The following is a 20,137-nucleotide window of genomic DNA, read 5'->3' on the forward strand; positions in this document are numbered from 1 at the left end:
TGCGAAAGTAGCTCAGTTGGTAGAGCTCCAGCCTTCCAAGCTGGTTGTCGCGAGTTCGAGCCTCGTCTTTCGCTCTTCAAAGCCGAAACATTTATGTTTCGGCTTTTTTATTTGATATAACTCAGGTTTGTTTCATTCTCAATTTCCTCAGCAACTTGATTTTGCCTAAAAAGCCGAGCCGATAAATTCCCTTTTAAAAGTATTGTAGAGCCTTTTACGTCCAGCCAGCTGCCTTCTCTTAATCCTAAAACTGGAATTGTGTTGAAGGCGTGAAATTCTTTTATCCTCGTTTCTCTAGTCTCCCCCATATGTTTAGACTCTAAGTCAGGATCTGAATAATGTGCATTTATGTTAAATGGGATTAATCCTGTAGTTTGAAAACTTGGAGGATAAAGGATGGGCATATCGTTTGTGTTTTGCATGCTTAAGCCACAAATTACGCTCCCTGCACTTGTACCTAAATACGGGATTCCTTTTTTAATGGCTTGACCAAGTACGGTCATGATGTTGTTTCGGTATAATTCATTCACTAATACAAAGGTATTACCGCCTCCGGTAAATATTCCTTCTGCGTTTTCAATCGCTGAAGCTGGGTCTTTAAATTCATGAATGCCTTTTACACTTATGTTTATTTTAGCGAAAGCTAAAGAAGCTTTGGATGTATACTCTTCATGGGATAAGCCACTAGGTCGTGCGTACGGGATGAAAAGAACGGTTTTGCAGTCTTCGAAATGCTTACTCAATTCAGGTAAGAGGTATTCTAAATATCCGCCCCCGTGCAGTGTTGACGTACTTGCTATGATTATGTTTTTCATTTTTTTTCTTTGAAATTTATGAGTTAAAGGTATAAAATCAGGCTTGTTTTTTGGCTTGTTTTTTATTAACATTTTTTTACCAAGTCCTTAGTAGTTAATTTAGAAAGGCTTAGGATAATTTTACAAGTAATGAATAATTAAATGTAATTACAATGTAGATGGGTAAATTTAGTTGTGTCTTTTTTGTATTATTTGCAGCTGCAGCATTGGCACAAACAGCGATTCCAAGAAAATTAAGTGGAAAAGTGAGGACCAATTTTGGAACTCCAGAAGGTTTCTATGTGATAAACTTAAAAACGGAACAAGCAGAGATGACTGATGACGGAGGCTATTTTTCAGTACTAGCAACTGTTGGGGATACTCTACTGTTTTCGGCAGCGCAATTTAGGAGAACTCGGATTGTTCTGACTGTCGATGATTTTGTAGAAAAATTATTTTCGGTACAAATGGAGCCTATAATGAATCAACTGAACGAAGTTGTAATCAGGCGGTATAACAATATCAATTCGGTTTCCTTAGGAATCATTCCTTCAAATCAGAAATCGTATACAGCGGCAGAGCGAAAATATGCAACTGCAAGTTCAAGCAGATTGAATCCGATGGGACTTGATCCTTTGCTGAATTTCATTTCTGGAAGAACTACTATGCTTAAAAAAGAGCTCGTAGTAGAAAGGAAAGAAACTTATTTGGCAATGTTAGATAATATATTTGACGAAAATCACTTCGTAAAGAAGTTAAATATACCTTTGGCTTACGTGAAAGGGTTTGAATATTACGCCGTAGAAAATGAAAAGTTTACTAAAATTTTAAGTTCTAAAAACGTACTATCGACTGAATTCCTGTTAGCAGAGCTAGCCACAAAATATAATGAAATCATCGCTTGTGAAAACGAATAATACTTTCCTCTTCTTTTTGATACTACTTTTTCAGATTACTTTTGGTCAAACTTTTAGTGAAAGTGAGATTCACGGAAAGATAATTGTCGACTCAATTGCTGTCGAAGGAATAAATATAGTGAACACTTCTAATGAAAAAGCGGCAAGTTCAGATAAAAACGGAATGTTTTCAATTTTGGCAAAAGAGGGAGATGTTTTGGTTATTTCTGCTGTAAATCTTGTAACTTTACATAAGAGGTTAACCAGTGCTGATTTGGCTCTGGGAGTTATTGATTTTCAAATGACTTCTAATAGTATAAAGCTAGATGAAGTGATTATAAATGAGAATTCAAAAATCAGTGCTGTAAATTTGGGAATTGTACCTATCGGACAAAAAAAGTACACTCCTGCCGCAAGGAAATTATATACAGCAAGGTCTGGTTTGTTGGATAGACCTTTGAATTGGATGTCTGGACGAACCTCTATGCTTAAAAAAGAAGTTGCGGTGGAATATAAAGAGCAGCTTATGAATAGACTAAAGTATGTTTTTGAAGACAAGTACTACGTCCAGACGCTCAAAATACCGAAAGATTATATCAGAGGGTTTCAATATTATTGCATTGAAGACATCGATTTTGTTGCAGCTTTAAATGCTAAAAACAAGACACTTTGCATGTTTCTGATCATTACTTTAGCTAAAAAATATATTAAAACCATAGCAAATGAAAACTAAAATAGTAATAGTACTTTTGAGCCTGTTGAGTCAATTTTGCTTTAGCCAAATTGATTCAGCAATACCGTTAAAAGGACAAGTTAGAAATGATCTTGCACCTGTAGAAAATGTGATTGTTTTTAACGTAAATTCTAAAACAGGTGTAATTGTCAATAGTTATGGTTTTTTTAAGATTTTAGCTAAAGTTAACGACACCTTGGTTTTTTCAAGTTTGACGTTTAAATCTAAGAGGGTCGTCCTCACGGAAAAAGAGTTTATTGTTCCTGAATTTGTGGTAGAAATGGACGTTTTTACCAATGAGTTAGCTGAGGTGCTAATTCTAGCCAAAAAAGAGGTGAATCCCATATCTGGGGGTACCCAGAAATATGTTGACATGCAGTTTTTTGACGACGAAAGATCGTCGCCAAAAAACAGTACTATGTCTCGGGACGGAAGTATCGAAAAAGGCATGGACTTCGTGCGCATCTATAAAGATGTTTTGAAAATGCTTAGAAAGAACAATCCTGAGAAAGTTGATTTTTACAAGGATACTAGCTTTTCAGAGCTCGCCATAGAAAGGGTCAATTATGCTTTTTTTGCTAATACCTTAAAGTTAAATGATGATGAAATCAAGCTTTTTCTTGTTTTTTGCGAGAATGACCCAAAATCGAGAACTTTAATGGCTCCAAGTGATGAGTTCCAACTTATAGATTTCCTCATTTCAAAAAACAAGGAATACAAAAGAATTACTACTTTTGAAGAATGAAAAAAACAATCTTTTACTTACTTTTGGCAATCTTTTTTGTAACATTGACTTCTTTCAGTGTTCATAAATTCTACATGGGTATTTATCAAATAAATTATGCACCCGAAAAAAAAATGCTCCAAATTACAGCTAGAATTTTTGTGGATGACCTAGACAAAGCACTTGAGAAAAAATACAATAAAAAATTGCATCTAGGAACGCAAACAGAATTGCCTGCAGAAATGGTTTTGCTGAAAAAATACCTTGCTGAAAAACTTTCGATTAAGGTAAATGGAAAATACAGTACAATGAACTTTTTGAGTAAAGAACTAGAAGGGGATGTTCTAGTTTGTTATTTAAGTATTGATGGGATCAATAAAATCAATTCGCTGGAAACCTTTAATTCTATTTTAATTGATTGGAATTTAGAACAGCAAAACATTACGCATTTTACCATTTTGGGAGAGAAACAAAGTTTTCTTTTCACGGAATCTTCCACTAAGCATATGTTAAAATTCTGATTAAAGAATGGTGCTTTGTTAAAAAACAGTATTTTCACGTCCTAATTATTTTAATCCTACCCATGAAAAAAATCATATTATTTTTTATTCTTCCAGTAGCTTTATTTGCGCAAGAAAAAACAACAACGGTAACCTCAAAACAACAAGGTTCTTACGACACAAATAAGTTTAGTCAGATGTATGACTTATTAGCGACGCCTAATATGTTCCGTACGGCATCTGGTGCCCCCGGCCCTGCTTATTATCAACAACAAGCTGACTATAAAATTGATATAGAGTTGGATGATAAAAAGGCAAAATTGAGTGGTTCTGAAACTATTACATATTATAATAACTCACCAGATAGCCTTGAGTATTTATGGATACAATTGGATCAAAATCAAGCCTCGGAAGATTCTGAGTCTCCTTTGGCAGAAAGCGATAAAATGGATCAGACCTATCCAGCTTCAACTTTTGCTAACAAATTTTTAGAAAAAGGATTGGATCGTGGATTTAATCTAGAGTATGTAAAAGACGCTAATGGCAAAGCCATGTCCTATACAGTAAACCACACCATGATGAGAATCAATTTGGCTTCTCCAATGAAACAAAATTCAACAATCTCATTTTCTATCAAATGGTCTTACAATATCAATGATTATCAAAAAGACGGAGGTCGTTCTGGTTACGAGTTTTTTGAAAAAGAGGGAAATAGATTGTATGTAATTGCTCAATTCTATCCTAGAATGGCTGTTTATAATGATGTGGAAGGATGGCAAAACATGCAGTTTTGGGGAAGTGGAGAGTTTGCTCTTCCTTTCGGAGATTTTGACGTAAATATCACTGTTCCTGCTGATCACGTTATGGAAGCAACAGGGGAGTTAATGAATAGAAGTGAAGTTTTCACGCCGGCACAAGTAAAAAGATATGAATTGGCGCAGAAATCATTCGATAAGCCAGTTGTAATTGTTACGCAAGCTGAGGCTGAAGCCAGTGAAAAAGGCTTCTCTGACAAGAAGAAAACATGGAAATTTAGCGCTAAAAATGTTAGAGATTTTGGAATTGCTACATCTAGAAAATTTATCTACGATGCAATGGCAGTACAATTGAGCGATAAAGTAGTGATGGCGGCTTCCGTTTATCCTAAAGAAGCAAATCCACTTTGGGGCGAAACGTCAACAATAACCGTTGCGCATACTTTAAAAAGTTATTCTTCTCATACATTTGATTATCCTTATCCAAAAGCGGTATCTGTATCGGCAGAGGATCAAGGAATGGAATATCCGATGATTTGTTGGAATTTTGGGCGTCCAGATGCAAATGGAGTGACCAGCGAGCAAGTTAAAAACGGAATGATGGGAGTTGTGATACATGAAGTAGGACACAACTTTTTCCCAATGATTGTGAATTCTGATGAGCGTCAATGGACTTGGATGGATGAAGGCTTAAACTCTTTTATGGAGTTTATGGCTGAACAGGAATTAGGTACAGACTTTCCTTCTAGACGTGGTCCTGCGAAAAACATTGTTCCTTACATGAGTGGAGATCAAAAGTTCCTAGAGCCTATAATGTCTAACTCTGAAAGTATTATTCAATTTGGTAATAATGCATACGGAAAACCGGCTACAGGACTTAATATCTTGAGAGAAACCATTATGGGTAGAGAGTTATTCGATTATGCTTTTAAAGTGTATTCTAACCGTTGGAAGTTCAAGCACCCAACTCCGGAAGATTTTTTCAGGACTATGGAAGATGCGTCGGCAGTAGATTTAGACTGGTTCTTTAGAGGCTGGTTTTACTCAACTGATTTTGTTGACATTGGTATTAAAGAGGTGAAACAATATTATATTTCTGAAACACCAACTGTAGCACTTAAAGATGCAAAAGTAAGAAAAGGACGTTTCGGAGTTGATAGAGGCCCGTTTGTATATTTGATAGAAGAAAGTAACTCGGAGTTAAAATCAAATCAAAAGAAAGCATTAAAAATCGAGGATGTAAAATTGCTTTCGGATTATGTAAGTGCTCTTACTGCAGAAGAAAAAGGAGCTTTAAAATCACCAAAATACTTCTATGAAGTGGAGTTCAATAAACCAGGTGGTATGATAATGCCAATTCTTGTTGAAATTACTTATGAAGACGACACAGTGGATAATTTTAAATATCCAGCACAAATCTGGAGAAAAAGCAATGATAGCGCTAAGAAAGTATATGCTACTGAAAAAGCAATCAAGAAAATTCAAATTGACCCAAAATTGGAAACGGCAGATATTGATGTGACTAATAATACTTGGCCAAAAGAAAAGCTAAAAACAAAATTTGATTAAGTACCAGATAAAAAAAAGACTCTTTTAAGAGTCTTTTTTTTATGAAAAATTTAAAAGGCAAGAATTGAAAATTTGATATCTTTGCTGTAATAAAAAAATTAGAAATATGTTTGGCATTGGAGGAGGGGAGTTAGTTTTTATTATGTTTATTGTACTCATGCTTTTTGGTTCTGACAAAGTACCTGAGATGGCACGGACTATGGGTAAGGCCATGGCGCAACTAAAAAATGCGACTAACGATATAAAGAGTGAAATTCAGAAAGGAATTGAGTCCAATGGTCTTGATCAAAAGTCATTGTCAGATATGACGGGGAACATAAATTCCCAAATCAGCAAAGCCAAAGAGGACCTATTAGGAGACACGCTAACGCAAGCAAATAAAGTCAAAGAAGACATTGAAGATGCTACGGGACCAGTGAAACGTCAAAAATAATGATAGAAAAAATACTGTCGCTAGACACCGATTTGCTCATATATCTAAATAATTTGGGGTCTGCTAAATATGATGGGCTTTGGTTGATGATTACTAATCAGCTCAATTGGCTGCCTTTATTTTTGCTGTTATTATACTTTATATTTAAAAAATTAGGCACAAAGCAAAGTCTGTATTTGCTTTTGTTTGTTGCGCTTTTAATTACGTTTACAGACCAAGTTACGAACTTATTCAAAAATGGTTTTCAAAGACACCGTCCTTGCGATAACCCAGAAGTAAATTCTTTAATTAGAGTAGTACAATTCAGGGGCTCCTACAGTTTCTTTTCTGGTCATGCCGCAAACTCTATGGCAGTGGTCACTTTTTTATATTTTAATTTAAATCGCTATTTTAAATATTTTTACATACTCTTTTTGTGGCCGTTAATTTTTGCTTACAGTAGAATTTATCTAGGCTTACATTATCCTGTTGATATATTGTCTGGCTATCTGTTTGGAGTCTTTGCAGGATTTATATTTTTTAAATTACATCAAGCCATACAAAAAAAGTATTTTCCTCTGAAGTCTTAAGTATCTAATCCTACTCTACATTTTAATACATTGATTGAAAGTGGTTTTCGCAAGATCAACAAAAAAGAGCTTCCATCGGGAACTCTTTTTTGTTTAGGGAATTTGCATGGGAACTAGTAGAACTTACATCCCTCGTCTATGCTATTTTAAATCTAACCGGTATTGTTTATTCTACAAAACCCTGCTGACCGTTAATCCATCACGAATGGGCAATAAAACAGTTTCCACCCTTGGGTCATTTATCAATAAGTTATTATAGTCTAAAAGTACTTTTGTGCTGATGTCTTTAGGATTTAATGGCTCCAGCACTTTTCCACTCCACAGCACGTTATCAGATAGTATTACACCACCCTTATTCATTTTAGGTACAATGAGCTCAAAATAGTTGATATAGTTCTCTTTATCTGCATCTATGAAAACTAAATCAAATGTAACATCCAAATTTGGGATTATTTCTATTGCTTCTCCTAGATGCTGTACAATTTGTTTCCCCCAAGGGGATTTGTCAAAATGTTTACGCTGGAAATCAACGAGCTCCTCTTTGATGTCGATGGTGTGTAGTATTCCATTTTCTTGCATTCCTTCGCACAAGCACAAAGCCGAATAGCCAGTGAATGTGCCAATCTCAAGTATATTTATTGGTCGGATTAATTTTGATAACATGCTTAAAACACGTCCTTGAAAATGCCCGCTTAACATTCTAGGCAACAATATTTTCTGGTAAGTTTCTCTGTTTAGCGCAGCTAATAGTTCGGGCTCTTTTCCAGAATGTTGCTCGATATAGTCTTCTAAATCTTGGGAAATAAAGTGCATTTTTGATTTTTTTTCGATTTGGTTCAAAGTTATTAAATTATCAAAACAACAAATCAACAAATAGTCATTAAATTTGCAGCATGCAAATTGAAAAGAAAGACATACGAGCAGTATCAAAAGAACAATTACGCGAATTTTTTGTAACTAGTGGAGATAAAGCATTTCGTGGTAATCAAGTCTATGAATGGCTATGGAGTAAGGGGGCACACAGTTTTGAGGATATGACAAATATATCTATAGAAACGCGTGCGATGCTAGAGAGCAATTTTGTTATCAATCATATCAAGGTAGATACGATGCAACGTTCTGAAGACGGTACAGTTAAGAATGCGGTTCGTTTACATGATGGTTTAGTTGTAGAATCTGTTTTGATTCCTACTAATACAAGAACAACAGCCTGTGTTTCTAGTCAAGTGGGTTGCAGTTTAGACTGTAGTTTTTGCGCTACAGCGAAGCTAAAAAGAATGAGAAATCTGGAGCCTGGTGAAATTTATGACCAGGTCATTGCTATAGACAAAGAAAGTCTCTTATATCACAATCATCCGTTATCTAATATTGTTTTCATGGGAATGGGAGAGCCGTTGATGAATTACAACAACATGATGAAAGCCATCGACATGATAACTTCACCAGAAGGTTTAGGGATGTCTCCTAAACGAATTATGGTTTCTACATCTGGGGTGCCAAAAATGATTAAAAAGCTGGCTGATGACGATGTAAAATTCAAATTAGCGGTTTCCTTGCATTCCGGTATTGATGAAATTCGTGCCCGAATCATGCCTTTTAGCGCTAATTTTCCTTTGGCTGATTTACGTGAATCATTAGAATATTGGTACAAAAAGACCAAAAGTAAGATTTCTTATGAATACGTGGTTTGGAAAGACATTAACGATAATCAGGAATCTATAGATGCATTAGTAAAATTCTGTAAATATGTCCCTTGCAAAGTGAATTTGATAGAGTATAACCCGATTGATGATGGTGAGTTTCAACAAGCCTCTGAAGAAGCAACGAACGCTTATATAAGAGCATTAGAAGCAAATAGTATTGTTGTGAAAGTTAGGCGAAGTCGCGGAAAAGATATCGATGCGGCCTGCGGACAGTTAGCTAATAAGGAAGCATAAGAACAGTATATTTGAACTATAAATGAACGTTACTTCGCAAATAAAACAGCCAATCTTTAAAGAGATGGAACTTTTTGAAAAAAAGTTCTATGAGTCGATGACCTCGCAAGTGGCTTTATTGAATAGGATTACGTATTATGTCGTAAACCGAAAAGGGAAGCAAATGCGTCCCATGTTTGTTTTTCTCACAGCAAAGATGGTTTCTTCCGGGTCAGTCAATGAAAGAACTTATCGCGGAGCCTGTGTTATTGAGTTGATTCATACCGCAACATTAGTTCATGATGATGTGGTCGATGACAGCAATCGCCGTCGTGGTTTTTTCTCGATAAATGCACTTTGGAAAAATAAAATTGCAGTGCTTGTGGGAGATTATTTACTCTCAAAAGGGTTGTTGCTATCTATCGATAATGGGGATTTTGACCTACTTAAGATTATTTCTGTCGCTGTTCGCGAAATGAGTGAAGGTGAATTACTTCAAATTGAAAAAGCGCGAAGACTTGATATCACGGAGGATATTTATTATGAAATAATTAGGAAAAAGACTGCAACGCTTATCGCTGCCTGTTGTGCCCTTGGTGCTAAATCTGTTATTGAAGATGAGAGTCAGGTAGAGAATATGCGTAAATTTGGGGAACTCATAGGAATGGCCTTTCAAATCAAAGATGACTTGTTCGATTATTCGGAGGAAGCTATTGGGAAACCCACAGGGATCGACATAAAAGAACAAAAAATGACTTTGCCACTGATCCATGTTTTGAATTCCTGTTCCTCAAGTGAAAAAAGCTGGTTGATCAATTCTATAAAAAACCATAACAAAAATAAGAAGCGGGTAAAGGAAGTGATTGCTTTTGTTAAAGATAATAATGGTTTGACCTACGCTGAGAGCAAAATGGTAGAATTTCAGCAGGAGGCGCTTTTACTATTAAATAATTATCCCGACTCAGAGTATAAAGATGCTTTAGTCTTGATGGTAAATTACGTTATTGAAAGAAAAAAGTAATTTTATTTTTTTTAAGGGATTTTGGTGGAAGCTTTTTTTTGTTTCAATAGACTGCATTTACAGATGCTATTTATATCACTGCTTCCACAGAATGAGTAAATAAAAAAAAATTTTTCTCTAGTTTTATTTCTTGTAAATCATCGTCATTGCCATTACCCCATTTAGAAGAACAGGATAATAGGCAATGATTTTAGATTGTAACTAGTAAGGGATATTATCTATATCACTTCTAGTATTTTTGCTTTATTTACTAAATCTACTAAATTTGTGACGTTAAGCTTTACTAATAATCTTAATTTATAGGTGCTTATCGTCTTCTCATCTAGGCGTAGTATTTCAGCAATTTCATGATTTTTTTTCCCTCCACTTAGATAACGTAGAACTTCAGCTTCTCTGTTAGAAAGTTTACGATGTAATCGTTCGCTTTTATTTTGACCCGCTATTAATAAAAGGTTCTTTTTAATGGTTTCATCCATGATAATCAGTCCTTCATTAACTTCTACAATAGACTTTGCTAAAATTTCTAGTTTTTCGGTTTTATGAATATATCCTGACACACCCGCTTTGATATAGTTTGAGGCATAAATCTTCTCTGAAATATGGCTAAAAATTATAATTTTTGTTGCAGGATATGTTTTTAAAACTGTTTTAATTTCAAAAATACTTGAAAGACCTTCTAGTTCTAGATCTAAAATTAAAACATCAATATCTTTTGTTTTAAGTAATTCTGTAACCATTGAAAATTTGTTGACATTAGCCATAATGCTAATATCTGGATGGTTTTCGAAATATGATTTTATACCCTCATGTATTGCGGGATAATTATCGGCTAAGCATACTTTTATCATGGTATTTATTTATTAGGTTGTTAATGAAATAATTATGTTTACGGTGAATTTATTTTTCTTAGATTAAAACTAGGTGGATATGGGGAGTTCTATTTTTATTGTTGTGCCCTCTTTTTCTTTAGAACTAATACTGAAAACTCCTTGGAATTTTTTTACAATAATTCTGCTAAGAAAAAGACCTAATCCTAGACCCTGCTGCTCCTTCTCGTCTCTGTTAAACTGTTGTGTGGCTCCAATTTTATTTAATTCATTTTCACTAAAACCAATGCCAAAGTCTTTAATAACTAATTCATAAAAATCGTTACTATTTATAGTTCCAGAAACCATTACGTTTCTATTGTCGGGTGAAAATTTTAAAGCATTATCAATTAGCTCAAAAAGAATGAATTGTAAATACTTCTCGCAAATTTTTAGATTTGCTTTGTCAATTTCATAAATGATTCTTTTTTCTTGATTTTCGTATCCGTCAGCTATTTTCGTTTTTACTATTAAAAAATCATCTAATATTGCCGTAGTTGAAGTAGTATCAAATACAAGTGTGTCGCTCTTGAGGTTTTGAAAATGCATTACGTTTTGCATAGTCTTATGCAGTCTTGCCCCAGATATTTTTATGGCTTCATAAAATTTAAAAACATCTTCTTGATCAAGACCTTTATTATCGATCAAAAGATCTATGGAGCCTAAAATTCCATTAAGTGGTGTGTTTATTTCATGTGAGAAGTGTTTTTTATCACCTAAATAAATATTCCTGTTCGCGTTTTTTATTTTTTCAAAGCGCTCAATTCTTGACTCTATTATTTCGATTAGATATTTTATGTTAAAAGGTTTTGGTACGTAATCATCGGCGCCTTGATTCAGGTATTTTCTCATCTGGTCCTCTTCTAATTTTGCAGTTAAGAAAACAAAAGGAATAGAACTCAGAAGAACATTTTCTTTTACTAATTCATGAAAAGCATGTCCGTCCATCACAGGCATCATCATGTCGCTTATAATCAAGTCAGGGAACCAGTCGTTTAGTGTTTGTAACGCTTTTTGACCATTTGAAGCCGTTTTGACTTCATAATTATGATGTGTCAAAAGCTCTAACATAGTTTCTCGTAAGTTTGCATCATCATCAACCAGCAGAATTTTACGTTTATTCATAAGGGAATTTCAATTTTATGGTTGTTCCTAAATTCTCTTTAGTTTTTAATGTGATAGTCCCGTTTAACAAAGAAGTAAACTCTTTAACTATTGATAAACCAAGGCCAGAGCCTTGGATGGTATTTGTATTTGAGGCTCTAAAAAAAGAAGTGAACAACTGTTTGATCTCATCTTCGGGTACCCCAACGCCATGATCAACGAGCTCTATTTGCACCTCGTTCTGTAAATAAATTATTTTTAGGGATGGATTAGTTTTGCCGATAGAATATTTAAAAGCATTATCAATCAAGTTTGTTAAAATCTGAATTAATAATAATTCGTTGCTACAAATCGTTCTTTTTTCTCCTTTTGTGGTTACCCGTAATGTTCTTTCGTCACTATTACTCGAAAAGTATGTCTCCTTTAATCTAGTAGTTAATATATCAAGGTCTATTGTTTTTATCTCTATTTTTGTTTTTTGAGATTTGTATTTAGCAAAGACTAAAATATTATTCATTAAGCCTGTCATTCTATCGACCTCTTTTTTTATTCGAGCCGTAATAGGTTCAATTAAAAGAGTAGTTTCCTTTTCTAAATTGCTGGTTTTAAGTTCTAGTAATTCAGTATTTGAATAGATTACAGTCAATGGGGTCCTAAATTGATGGGATGCCATTACAACAAAGTCCGACTTCATCTGAGTCAATTCTTTTTCTTTATCGAAATTTATTTTCTCTTTTAATGTGGCTTTGATTCGTTCAGAAACATTTCTACTACAAGTTTGTAGACCAATTACATTATTTTCATTATCAATAATACTTTTTGAGGTCGTTTCTAACCAAACATAGGCATTGTCACGTGTTCTAAAGCGATAAGTTAAAACTTCGTGTTTGTTAGTTTCTATATATTTTTTATGGGCTGCGCTGACCATGATTATATCATCAGGATGTATATAGTCAAAAGCATTTTTATTAATCATCTCGCTAATTTCATAACCTAAAATTGTCGTGTATGATTTTGAAATATAGATGTATTTTCCATATTTGTCGTGTTGACAGATTATATCCGAGGAATTTTCGGTGATAAACTTATATTTCTCTTCTGACGACTGTAGTTGGATTTCTTTTTCTTTTAAAGACGTTACATCAATATTAGTACCTATCATTTTCTTGAGAGGCCCGTGATTACCTCTCATTACTAAACCAGAATATCTGATCCAGACCCAATGGCCTTCTTTATGTTTCATTCTCAATAAACCGGTGAACTTATTTGAAATATTGGCCAAGTAATCAGCAAGGTTTTTTTCTAACAGAGCGGCATCTTCTGGATGCGTGTTGCTTCTCCAAAATTTATAGGTTTGTTCGACTTCATTTAATTCATAACCAATCATTTCGGCACAACTATAGGAGTAAGTAGGAGTATATGTTGTGAGATCTAATTCCCACATAGCCTGATTAGTGCCATTCATATAATAATTTAAGTTTTCTAATTGAGCTCCTAAGGAGTCAACTATCGAATCTTTATAGATTCGTATTCCAATGTTTTTAGACAAAAGCTCCACTGATTTAACTTCAGCTGTGCTCCAATGTATTTTTTGGGATTTTTCAAAGCCTATAAAACCCCAAGGTTTGTCATTACTGATTATAGGAAATAGAAAATAGGTCTCTATGTTTCTGGATCTCATCATCTCTCTAAGAGGCAGGTGTTCCGACTCTTCGGTATCGCTCCGTATAAGTTGTCCCAAGTTAAAGGTCTCTTTTTTTTGAGAAAATAGATTTTTTAATTTTTTTTCTAGATTTTCATTGTCAGAGAAATCTTTGTCGTTTTTAATCTTATTTACATGACGGTTAGGTATTTTTTCAAGTTTGCAGTTATAAATATAACATTGATCCATAGAAAGAGTGTTACACAAAATAGAAACGCATAGTTCTAGGGCGTCATCTAATATTGATTTCTCTAATACGGCGTTGTTAACTATTGCAAATCCTAAAAAACTATCTTTCATTTATAGTAAAAAGCTTAATAAGTTATAAATGTATTTTAATTTATTTTTTTTTTGTATTTTGTAACTCTTAAATTAAAAACTTTAAGCTATGTTTTAAAATATTAAACATATATGTTTGTAAAATGATAACACCAGCCATTAAAATAGTCTTAATCGAAGATGATCTAAATCTAGGGTCATCTATTTTAGAATTTCTTGTTTTAGCAGGATTTGACGTTCATTGGTTTAAAAATGGTATTGAAGCGCTTGATTATTTACAAAACAATATACCTGATATTATCATTAGCGATTTGATGTTGCCTTTGATGAGCGGGGAAGAGTTGTTTCTGGAAATTAGGAAATCAAATAAGTTTAATACGATACCGTTTATTATGATTACTGCAAATGGAAATGAAGAGGTGCGTTATAAGCAGTTAGAAATCGGCGTGAACGATTATATAATGAAGCCTTTCAAAGTAAAGGAGATGATTTTTAAAATAAATAACATTTTAGCTCTAAAAAAACAAATAGAAAATAAATTTACTCCTGACCCTTTTTCTAAAGTTACTATAAAGCTGTCTGAAAAGGACTTTATGTTGTCTCTCAATTCTATTTTAGCTGAAAACATTAGATCAAAAATTGAAATAGTAGAAATTGCAAACTTATTGCATGTCAGTAAATCTACATTAGATAAAAAAATCAGAAAAAGAACTAATAAAAATATAAGTCAATATATTCGGGAATTTAAATTGGAATATGCGATTAAACTTATCAATCTTGGGGAAAGGAACATTCAGTTTTTAGCAGACCAAACAGGTTTTAATTCTATTTCCTATTTCTCGACCAGTTTTAAAAATTATAAAACTGAAAGTCCTTCCGATTATATAAAATCTCTTTAAGATCAATTTACTCTGGCTCACCACTTAGATTTTAAATCATTTACTAATAATTTTAGTTTATGAATCAATAATGTTTACAATTTAATTTTTAAGATTAGTTTTAATTCGTAATTATCTTTATTTCTAAAGATAATGTCTTACTTAATATTTAATTTGCACGCTATGATCATCATAAGACCTACAGACGAAAGCTATAAGAAGATAGAGGAAAGAATCACCAATCTTAAAGTGAGTAAGGAAGTAATTTTCATTTCATTTATTATTTTCATTTCTATTTTTGTATCGTCGATTCTCTTATACACCGTAACGCCTTAGTTGTAATCAGTGTAAAAAGCAATCCCACTATTATTTTATAATGCTAAAGAGAATAAGAATGCTAAGCGAAGTTCTTTTGAGCATAACTTTAGCTGAGCTCCATGTGATATTCAGTCGAAATTCAGGTTTAACATAAAGGATATTCTATACTATTTATAGCAATAATCCGTTATGAAATCACTTAAATCTAGGCTTCCATATTGTTCTTAGGGGGTTTATATTTTGTTTGGTTGCTAAATAAATATCCTACATTCAATATTAAAAAGAAGCTTCTCTTAGTTTAAATTAAATTATGAGTAAAGGTTTTTAAATTATGAATTAAAACCGATAAAAATTGAGTTTTGTGTTTTATGTTTGAAAGATGATTTGGGTACTTTCTTATCAAACAGCTTACTTAAAGTTTATTGGGGGCAATAAATTTAGTTGATTATTTACAATTTTTTGTTAGGGTAAGCTGTTTTGATAAGTATTTTAGGCAAAAAATAAAAACTTGATAATTATGGGTTTAGATAGTACTTCGCAAAATACAGATAACGGAAATCCTTTTTTTTATATACAAGGCTCGCTTGTGATTATTGATGTCAACGGAGAAAAAGCAAACTTTAATTTTGATCAAATCACTAATGTACGATTAATAAAAAATAGGGCGGTGTCGTTAAATCGCTTGCTATTTTTTATAGTAATATTTTTTTTTTCTTGTTATATTCTATTTTTTAATAATCAGTTTTTAATTCAAGTAGCGTCGCTTTTTATAAGTACTGCAGTTATAACATCGTTCTTGTGCATCAGGCCTTTTTCCTACAAATTATTGGTTAATAAAGGTTTAGATGGATTTAGTGAGTTTTTAGTTCCTAAAAAGCACTTGGCTTTCGCAAAATCTTTCGTTTTTATTTTTAAGGAGATTAAAGGGTACGAGATTAATAATCAGTCGGGTATTTTTAATTATGTGGCTTAAACAAACAACAAATAAACTGTTATTTAGCTAAAGCATAGTTGATTTTTGAGATCAATTCATTGTATTTAAATGGTTTGCTCAAGTATCCTTTTATACCTAGGCTAATTAATTCCTCTGGCTGTTCAGTTTTCGCAGAAATTAATAATACAGGTATATCTGAATATATTGATTTTTGGTGTTGTTTTAAGAAGCTATAGCCGTCCAGAATGGGCATCATTATGTCACATATTATCAGGTTTGGTTTTATTTGCTTCACTTGTTCAATTCCCTGCTGTCCATTTTGCGCTTCATGAACTTCGAAGCCGCCATGAGTTAATAGTTCACATAATGTTTCTCTAAGATTCTTTTCATCGTCTATTATTAATATTTTCTGCATGTTACTTATCTTTGATTAGTGGAAAGCTCATTGTTATTTTTGTTCCTTTTCCTAATTTGCTTTCGAGAGTAATTGTTCCTTTGTTTTTCTCTACAAAGGTCTTAACAATATATAAGCCTAGACCTGTTCCAGCAATACCGTCAGTGTTACTTGCTCTAAAGAATGTGTTAAAAAGTTTATCTTGGTCTTTTTTGGGAATTCCAATACCATGATCAATAATCTGAACCGTACATGTTGTAGCAGTAGATGTAATATTTAACTCTATATCTTTCGAATTAGGAGAGTATTTAAATCCGTTACTTAATATGTTGGAGATAGAATATTCCATTAAATTTCTATCTGCAAGAACTAAGAAATTACTACCTACAAACTTTACTTTTACCTGCCCTTTATCCTTTATTTCGGTAAAGTTCTTATCTATTGTTTCTGTGCAAAGTGTTTTTAGATTGAACAAGCTAGGATTGTAAGTTGTTTTTCCAGCATCCTCTTTAGAAATGGTTAATACCGCATTCATCAGCTCTACAAGTCTGTCAATTTCTTGAGTTATAATATCAACTCGTTTCTGTAAACGGGGGTGGTTTTCTACCTGTGGTGCTTCTAGGTACATGTTTATTAGTTCCGCACTAGTTCTAATTGTAGTCATAGGGGTTCTAAACTCGTGAGAAATAGTAGAGACTAAATTAGTTCGTAACTCATTTAGTTTTCTTTCTTTTAATAATGCTTCTTCAACATTGTGTTGTGCTGCTAATTCTTTGGTCACATCTCTTCCGTTAGTCTGAAATCCTACCGCAATTCCGTTTTTTTCAAGTAAACTTGTAGTTATTTGCAACCATATATAGCCTCCATCGGCGTGTTGAAATCTATAATTATCACTTTTGGAAACCTTATTTTGCCAAAAATCCTTCGTTCTAATGCTTTGCTGAAACCTTTCTAAATCTTCTGGATGAACAAAATCGCTAGGAGCTTTACCGATTAATTCTTCCGGTTGATACCCAACTAAATTTTTTAAAGAGGGGGAAACATATTCAAATAAAGTTTTTAAATCATGTAAGCAGACTAAGTCTACAGTATTGTCGGCAATTAGTCGGTATAAGTTTTCAGCTTCGTCGAGCTGAATTTGTTTGTTTGCATTCTTTTCGTCTAACAATAGCTTATTTTCATCCTCTATTTTTTTTCGATTGGTAATATCTATAAATTGGCATATATACTGCTGGTTTTTTTTAATAAGTGAAACGGATAGGCTTATCCATACCGTGCTTTTATTCTTATTTATAAACCCTATTTCTGCGGTAAAACTTGGTATTTTATGAGAATCTAATTTTGCCTTGTAGATTAAATATTTCTGAAAATCATTCCTATACATTATGTCTTCAAAGCGTAGCAATTTCATTTCAGAAATGGTATACCCCAGAATTTTAGAGAGCCTAGTGTTTATTTCAGTGTAATATCCGTCGCTATTTATAAATGCCATACCAGCTGCTGAGTCATTGAAAGCGTCCTTGAACTGTTCTTCGCTTTGTCGCAATTGATCTTTCAGCGCTCTTTTTTCTGTTATGTCTTTCATCGCTCCAATAATCCTAATTGCTTCTCCTTTTTTGTTGCGAAGAATATAAGCAGTATCTTTTACTACCGCGTAGCTATTGTCAGGCTTGAGATGTCTATATTCCTGTTCCCAAAAGTCAGTATTGCTCAAAATAGTCTCATTCAAGCTTCTGTATGTTTCGTGTTTGTCTGACGGGTGCAGCAAATTGGAATTTTCACCTATATCGTACAGGCTGTTATTAAATTTAAAACCAAAAGTTTCATAGTAACCGTCTCCGTAAAACACTTTTTTTGTAGCTAAGTCCCAGTCGTATATTACATCCGAAGTCGCTTTATTTGCATATAGAAATCGTTCATTACTTACTCTTAATTCATTTTCAGCATTTATTTGATTACTTATCTCTTTAAAAGAGCACACTACATAAAGCAAGGATTTGTTATCATTAAAAACGGGATTAGCATCAACAAGTAGCCACACAAGATCATTTGTTAAGGGACGATAAATGCCCATGACTACCCTTGTTATTTGTTTTAATTCTTTAATTGCTTTTAGTATTGGAAGATCCTCACTTTTAAATTCCTTCCCGTCTGGATACATTATTTTCCAGTCTGGATCACTAGGAGTTTTTCCTAGCAGTTGTTCCTCAGACTGACCTAACATTTCGCAAGCGGCTTTATTATTTTTAGTTATTATTGAATCTGGACCTACAACTAATATTCCTGTGTTTACATTTTCTAGGATGCTTGTTAGTAGTTTTTTACTTTCAATTATTTCGTTTTCATTCTTTACGCTTTCAGTGATATCAGTTCCAAATCCCACCATCATCTCTAATGTGCCGTCTTCATTAAAAACAGGGTTGTACTTTCTGTTATGCGTCGTTATAGAGCCATTACTTTGGGTGATTTCATCCTGCCATTCGATTAACTTTTTGGACTCCATTGCTTCTAAAAATTTTGAAAAACGGAGTTCTGCAAAAGCAGGATCTCGGGCCGTATGAATGGCATATTCAAAATCATCTTTTCCGACGATGAATTTACGCAGCTCATCGTTTTTGATTGCTGTTGGATTTAAATAAACGTATTTATAGTTTTTATCAAAGACTGCCACTCCAGTAGGGAGGCGGTCTAATATTTTGATATAAAAATCTTTTTGGCTTTCAAGCTTCTGTTTTGATTCTAGATGCTCGGTAATGTCCTTGCAATTCCCCACAAAATAATAGCCTTTTTTTGTGTCCACTATTTTTAAAATGGCGCTATGCCAGACATAGCTACCATTTTGTTGCTTTATGCGATAGGTTATTTCTTCTTTTAATGTTTTTCTTTCAGTTAAATTCACCACAGCATTCATGCAAATGTTCATGTCGTCTGGATGAATAAAACAACTAAAGCTAGATCCTAAAACAGCGCTTCTCTCATGACCTAAAAGGGTTTTCCAGTTTTTTGAAAAATAAGTTATTATTCCTTGCTCATCAAACTCATAAACGACTTCTACGGAGTTTTCATAGTGGGAATCAAATAGGTATTCTTTTTCTTTAAGAGTGTTTTGGAGTTCATTATTTTCATTCCTTGCGTTGATTAAGAATTGGATATTAGTAATCGATTGAGAAATTATTTTTAATTGTAAAGGGGAAAGTATTTTTGGCTTTACATCCATTACGCTTAGTACACCAATTACTTTTCCTAATTTATTTGTTACTGGGAAGCCTGCGAAAAAAACTAATGGCGTAGAGTTGTTGCTTAAATATCCTAGTTTAACATCTTTATCTTTGTCGCTATTAGGAAGTATATATGGTTTATTTTGTACAGCAACAGCTTCGATAATGGAAAGTAAGTCATCAGTAATATCGCTATTGAAACCGAGATTATAATTATTTGACTTACTATCATCATTGATATCCTTAATATTTAAATAAACATAAGGGACTTCAGATAAATCAGATATAAATGATAAAATGGAATCAAATTGATTTTGAAAGTTATTCTCAACAAAAATATTTTTGTCCTTTTTATTTTGGCTTGGAGATGGTATTTCCATAAAGATGATTATTATGGGGCAGTAAATTGCAATTTATGATTTGGGTTACTACAAAATAAAGCATATTTTATCATATATAAAAGTAAAATTAACAATAATTCTACTTCGTTATTCGTTTTTAATAATTGATGTAGAGTGGTTTAGTTAATCAAAA

At 33.3% G+C, this 20,137-nt stretch carries 19 protein-coding genes and 1 tRNA gene; 13 read left to right on the forward strand and 7 right to left on the reverse strand.

Translation table 11 applies throughout. The features are described 5' to 3' along the window. Nucleotide 1 precedes the first annotated feature (1 nt). Nucleotides 2-74, forward strand: a tRNA-Gly gene (locus ACEN2H_RS12765). 33 nt (nucleotides 75-107) lie between these two features. On the opposite strand, the gene pepE is transcribed toward ACEN2H_RS12765, so the two are convergent. Beyond that, the gene (gene pepE / locus ACEN2H_RS12770) at nucleotides 108-815 is read right to left on the reverse strand and encodes a dipeptidase PepE (protein WP_441732952.1); all 708 of its coding nucleotides are present in this window, start codon (nucleotides 813-815) and stop codon (nucleotides 108-110) included. 158 nt (nucleotides 816-973) lie between these two features. Here pepE and ACEN2H_RS12775 point away from each other — a divergent pair, with 158 nt between their 5' ends. The 7 genes from ACEN2H_RS12775 to ACEN2H_RS12805 all read left to right on the forward strand — a co-directional run bounded on the left by ACEN2H_RS12775 (nucleotide 974) and on the right by ACEN2H_RS12805 (nucleotide 6,973). Next, nucleotides 974-1,711, forward strand: a complete 738-nt coding sequence (locus ACEN2H_RS12775) for a hypothetical protein (RefSeq protein WP_441732954.1) — start codon at nucleotides 974-976, stop codon at nucleotides 1,709-1,711. Next, the gene (locus ACEN2H_RS12780) at nucleotides 1,683-2,423 is read left to right on the forward strand and encodes a carboxypeptidase-like regulatory domain-containing protein (RefSeq protein ID WP_441732956.1); all 741 of its coding nucleotides are present in this window, start codon (nucleotides 1,683-1,685) and stop codon (nucleotides 2,421-2,423) included. Before ACEN2H_RS12775 ends, ACEN2H_RS12780 begins: the two co-directional genes overlap by 29 nt. Then, nucleotides 2,413-3,168 (forward strand): hypothetical protein, encoded by a 756-nt coding sequence (locus ACEN2H_RS12785; protein WP_441732958.1) that lies wholly within the window; start codon nucleotides 2,413-2,415, stop codon nucleotides 3,166-3,168. Before ACEN2H_RS12780 ends, ACEN2H_RS12785 begins: the two co-directional genes overlap by 11 nt. Beyond that, nucleotides 3,165-3,668, forward strand: coding sequence for a DUF6702 family protein (locus tag ACEN2H_RS12790; protein WP_441732960.1), 504 nt, complete (start codon nucleotides 3,165-3,167; stop codon nucleotides 3,666-3,668). The genes ACEN2H_RS12785 and ACEN2H_RS12790 overlap by 4 nt, the downstream gene beginning before the upstream one ends. Before the next feature lie 62 nt (nucleotides 3,669-3,730). Continuing rightward, nucleotides 3,731-5,971: a M1 family metallopeptidase gene (locus tag ACEN2H_RS12795; protein WP_441732962.1), complete on the forward strand. Its 2,241-nt coding sequence runs from the start codon at nucleotides 3,731-3,733 to the stop codon at nucleotides 5,969-5,971. Nucleotides 5,972-6,077: 106 nt separating this feature from the next. Next, on the forward strand, nucleotides 6,078-6,404 hold the full coding sequence (locus tag ACEN2H_RS12800; protein WP_441732964.1) for a Sec-independent protein translocase subunit TatA/TatB: 327 nt from the start codon (nucleotides 6,078-6,080) through the stop codon (nucleotides 6,402-6,404). Beyond that, on the forward strand, nucleotides 6,404-6,973 hold the full coding sequence (locus tag ACEN2H_RS12805) for a phosphatase PAP2 family protein (protein WP_441732966.1): 570 nt from the start codon (nucleotides 6,404-6,406) through the stop codon (nucleotides 6,971-6,973). The genes ACEN2H_RS12800 and ACEN2H_RS12805 overlap by 1 nt, the downstream gene beginning before the upstream one ends. 171 nt (nucleotides 6,974-7,144) lie before the next feature. Here ACEN2H_RS12805 and ACEN2H_RS12810 read toward each other — a convergent pair whose 3' ends face one another. Beyond that, the gene (locus ACEN2H_RS12810; RefSeq protein ID WP_441732968.1) at nucleotides 7,145-7,786 is read right to left on the reverse strand and encodes an O-methyltransferase; all 642 of its coding nucleotides are present in this window, start codon (nucleotides 7,784-7,786) and stop codon (nucleotides 7,145-7,147) included. Nucleotides 7,787-7,866: 80 nt separating this feature from the next. Here ACEN2H_RS12810 and rlmN point away from each other — a divergent pair, with 80 nt between their 5' ends. Together rlmN and ACEN2H_RS12820 are read left to right on the forward strand one after the other, a co-directional pair. Further along, the gene (rlmN, locus tag ACEN2H_RS12815; RefSeq protein ID WP_441732970.1) at nucleotides 7,867-8,910 is read left to right on the forward strand and encodes a 23S rRNA (adenine(2503)-C(2))-methyltransferase RlmN; all 1,044 of its coding nucleotides are present in this window, start codon (nucleotides 7,867-7,869) and stop codon (nucleotides 8,908-8,910) included. A 22-nt stretch (nucleotides 8,911-8,932) separates the two neighbouring features. Further along, nucleotides 8,933-9,910 (forward strand): polyprenyl synthetase family protein, encoded by a 978-nt coding sequence (locus ACEN2H_RS12820; protein ID WP_441732972.1) that lies wholly within the window; start codon nucleotides 8,933-8,935, stop codon nucleotides 9,908-9,910. Between the two features lie 218 nt (nucleotides 9,911-10,128). On the opposite strand, the gene ACEN2H_RS12825 is transcribed toward ACEN2H_RS12820, so the two are convergent. The 3 genes from ACEN2H_RS12825 to ACEN2H_RS12835 form a co-directional block, all read right to left on the reverse strand. Further along, nucleotides 10,129-10,758: a LuxR C-terminal-related transcriptional regulator gene (locus ACEN2H_RS12825; protein WP_441732973.1), complete on the reverse strand. Its 630-nt coding sequence runs from the start codon at nucleotides 10,756-10,758 to the stop codon at nucleotides 10,129-10,131. 69 nt (nucleotides 10,759-10,827) lie between these two features. After that, nucleotides 10,828-11,901, reverse strand: coding sequence for an ATP-binding response regulator (locus ACEN2H_RS12830; protein WP_441732975.1), 1,074 nt, complete (start codon nucleotides 11,899-11,901; stop codon nucleotides 10,828-10,830). Continuing rightward, entirely contained in the window at nucleotides 11,894-13,882 is a 1,989-nt protein-coding gene (locus ACEN2H_RS12835) for a sensor histidine kinase (protein WP_441732977.1), read from the reverse strand. The genes ACEN2H_RS12830 and ACEN2H_RS12835 overlap by 8 nt, the downstream gene beginning before the upstream one ends. 122 nt (nucleotides 13,883-14,004) lie before the next feature. On the opposite strand from ACEN2H_RS12835, the gene ACEN2H_RS12840 reads away from it, so the two are divergent. From ACEN2H_RS12840 to ACEN2H_RS12850, 3 genes are all read left to right on the forward strand, one after another. Next, nucleotides 14,005-14,760, forward strand: a complete 756-nt coding sequence (locus ACEN2H_RS12840; RefSeq protein ID WP_441732979.1) for a response regulator transcription factor — start codon at nucleotides 14,005-14,007, stop codon at nucleotides 14,758-14,760. A gap of 162 nt (nucleotides 14,761-14,922) precedes the next feature. Further along, nucleotides 14,923-15,075, forward strand: a complete 153-nt coding sequence (locus tag ACEN2H_RS12845) for a hypothetical protein (RefSeq protein WP_441732981.1) — start codon at nucleotides 14,923-14,925, stop codon at nucleotides 15,073-15,075. 499 nt (nucleotides 15,076-15,574) lie between these two features. Further along, nucleotides 15,575-16,030, forward strand: coding sequence for a hypothetical protein (locus ACEN2H_RS12850; protein WP_441732983.1), 456 nt, complete (start codon nucleotides 15,575-15,577; stop codon nucleotides 16,028-16,030). 19 nt (nucleotides 16,031-16,049) lie between these two features. On the opposite strand, the gene ACEN2H_RS12855 is transcribed toward ACEN2H_RS12850, so the two are convergent. After that, a complete protein-coding gene (locus ACEN2H_RS12855; RefSeq protein ID WP_441732985.1) occupies nucleotides 16,050-16,406 on the reverse strand; it encodes a response regulator in 357 nt (118 codons plus the stop codon). A 1-nt stretch (nucleotide 16,407) separates the two neighbouring features. Continuing rightward, nucleotides 16,408-19,983 (reverse strand): PAS domain-containing sensor histidine kinase, encoded by a 3,576-nt coding sequence (locus tag ACEN2H_RS12860; protein WP_441732987.1) that lies wholly within the window; start codon nucleotides 19,981-19,983, stop codon nucleotides 16,408-16,410. Nucleotides 19,984-20,137 lie beyond the last annotated feature (154 nt).

It is taken from the genome of Flavobacterium sp. W22_SRS_FP1 (assembly GCF_052113685.1).
Lineage (GTDB): Bacteria > Bacteroidota > Bacteroidia > Flavobacteriales > Flavobacteriaceae > Flavobacterium.

Coding starts and splice junctions, on each gene's coding strand:
- ACEN2H_RS12805 (WP_441732966.1), top strand. CDS start 6,404: ATGATAGAAAAAATACTGTCGCTAGACACCGATTTGCTCATATATCTA.
- ACEN2H_RS12835 (WP_441732977.1), bottom strand. CDS start 13,882: ATGAAAGATAGTTTTTTAGGATTTGCAATAGTTAACAACGCCGTATTA.
- ACEN2H_RS12820 (WP_441732972.1), top strand. CDS start 8,933: ATGAACGTTACTTCGCAAATAAAACAGCCAATCTTTAAAGAGATGGAA.
- ACEN2H_RS12790 (WP_441732960.1), top strand. CDS start 3,165: ATGAAAAAAACAATCTTTTACTTACTTTTGGCAATCTTTTTTGTAACA.
- ACEN2H_RS12825 (WP_441732973.1), bottom strand. CDS start 10,758: ATGATAAAAGTATGCTTAGCCGATAATTATCCCGCAATACATGAGGGT.
- pepE (WP_441732952.1), bottom strand. CDS start 815: ATGAAAAACATAATCATAGCAAGTACGTCAACACTGCACGGGGGCGGA.
- ACEN2H_RS12845 (WP_441732981.1), top strand. CDS start 14,923: ATGATCATCATAAGACCTACAGACGAAAGCTATAAGAAGATAGAGGAA.
- ACEN2H_RS12850 (WP_441732983.1), top strand. CDS start 15,575: ATGGGTTTAGATAGTACTTCGCAAAATACAGATAACGGAAATCCTTTT.
- ACEN2H_RS12855 (WP_441732985.1), bottom strand. CDS start 16,406: ATGCAGAAAATATTAATAATAGACGATGAAAAGAATCTTAGAGAAACA.
- ACEN2H_RS12830 (WP_441732975.1), bottom strand. CDS start 11,901: ATGAATAAACGTAAAATTCTGCTGGTTGATGATGATGCAAACTTACGA.
- ACEN2H_RS12840 (WP_441732979.1), top strand. CDS start 14,005: ATGATAACACCAGCCATTAAAATAGTCTTAATCGAAGATGATCTAAAT.
- ACEN2H_RS12810 (WP_441732968.1), bottom strand. CDS start 7,786: ATGCACTTTATTTCCCAAGATTTAGAAGACTATATCGAGCAACATTCT.
- ACEN2H_RS12780 (WP_441732956.1), top strand. CDS start 1,683: ATGAAATCATCGCTTGTGAAAACGAATAATACTTTCCTCTTCTTTTTG.
- ACEN2H_RS12800 (WP_441732964.1), top strand. CDS start 6,078: ATGTTTGGCATTGGAGGAGGGGAGTTAGTTTTTATTATGTTTATTGTA.
- ACEN2H_RS12785 (WP_441732958.1), top strand. CDS start 2,413: ATGAAAACTAAAATAGTAATAGTACTTTTGAGCCTGTTGAGTCAATTT.
- ACEN2H_RS12860 (WP_441732987.1), bottom strand. CDS start 19,983: ATGGAAATACCATCTCCAAGCCAAAATAAAAAGGACAAAAATATTTTT.
- ACEN2H_RS12795 (WP_441732962.1), top strand. CDS start 3,731: ATGAAAAAAATCATATTATTTTTTATTCTTCCAGTAGCTTTATTTGCG.
- ACEN2H_RS12775 (WP_441732954.1), top strand. CDS start 974: ATGGGTAAATTTAGTTGTGTCTTTTTTGTATTATTTGCAGCTGCAGCA.
- rlmN (WP_441732970.1), top strand. CDS start 7,867: ATGCAAATTGAAAAGAAAGACATACGAGCAGTATCAAAAGAACAATTA.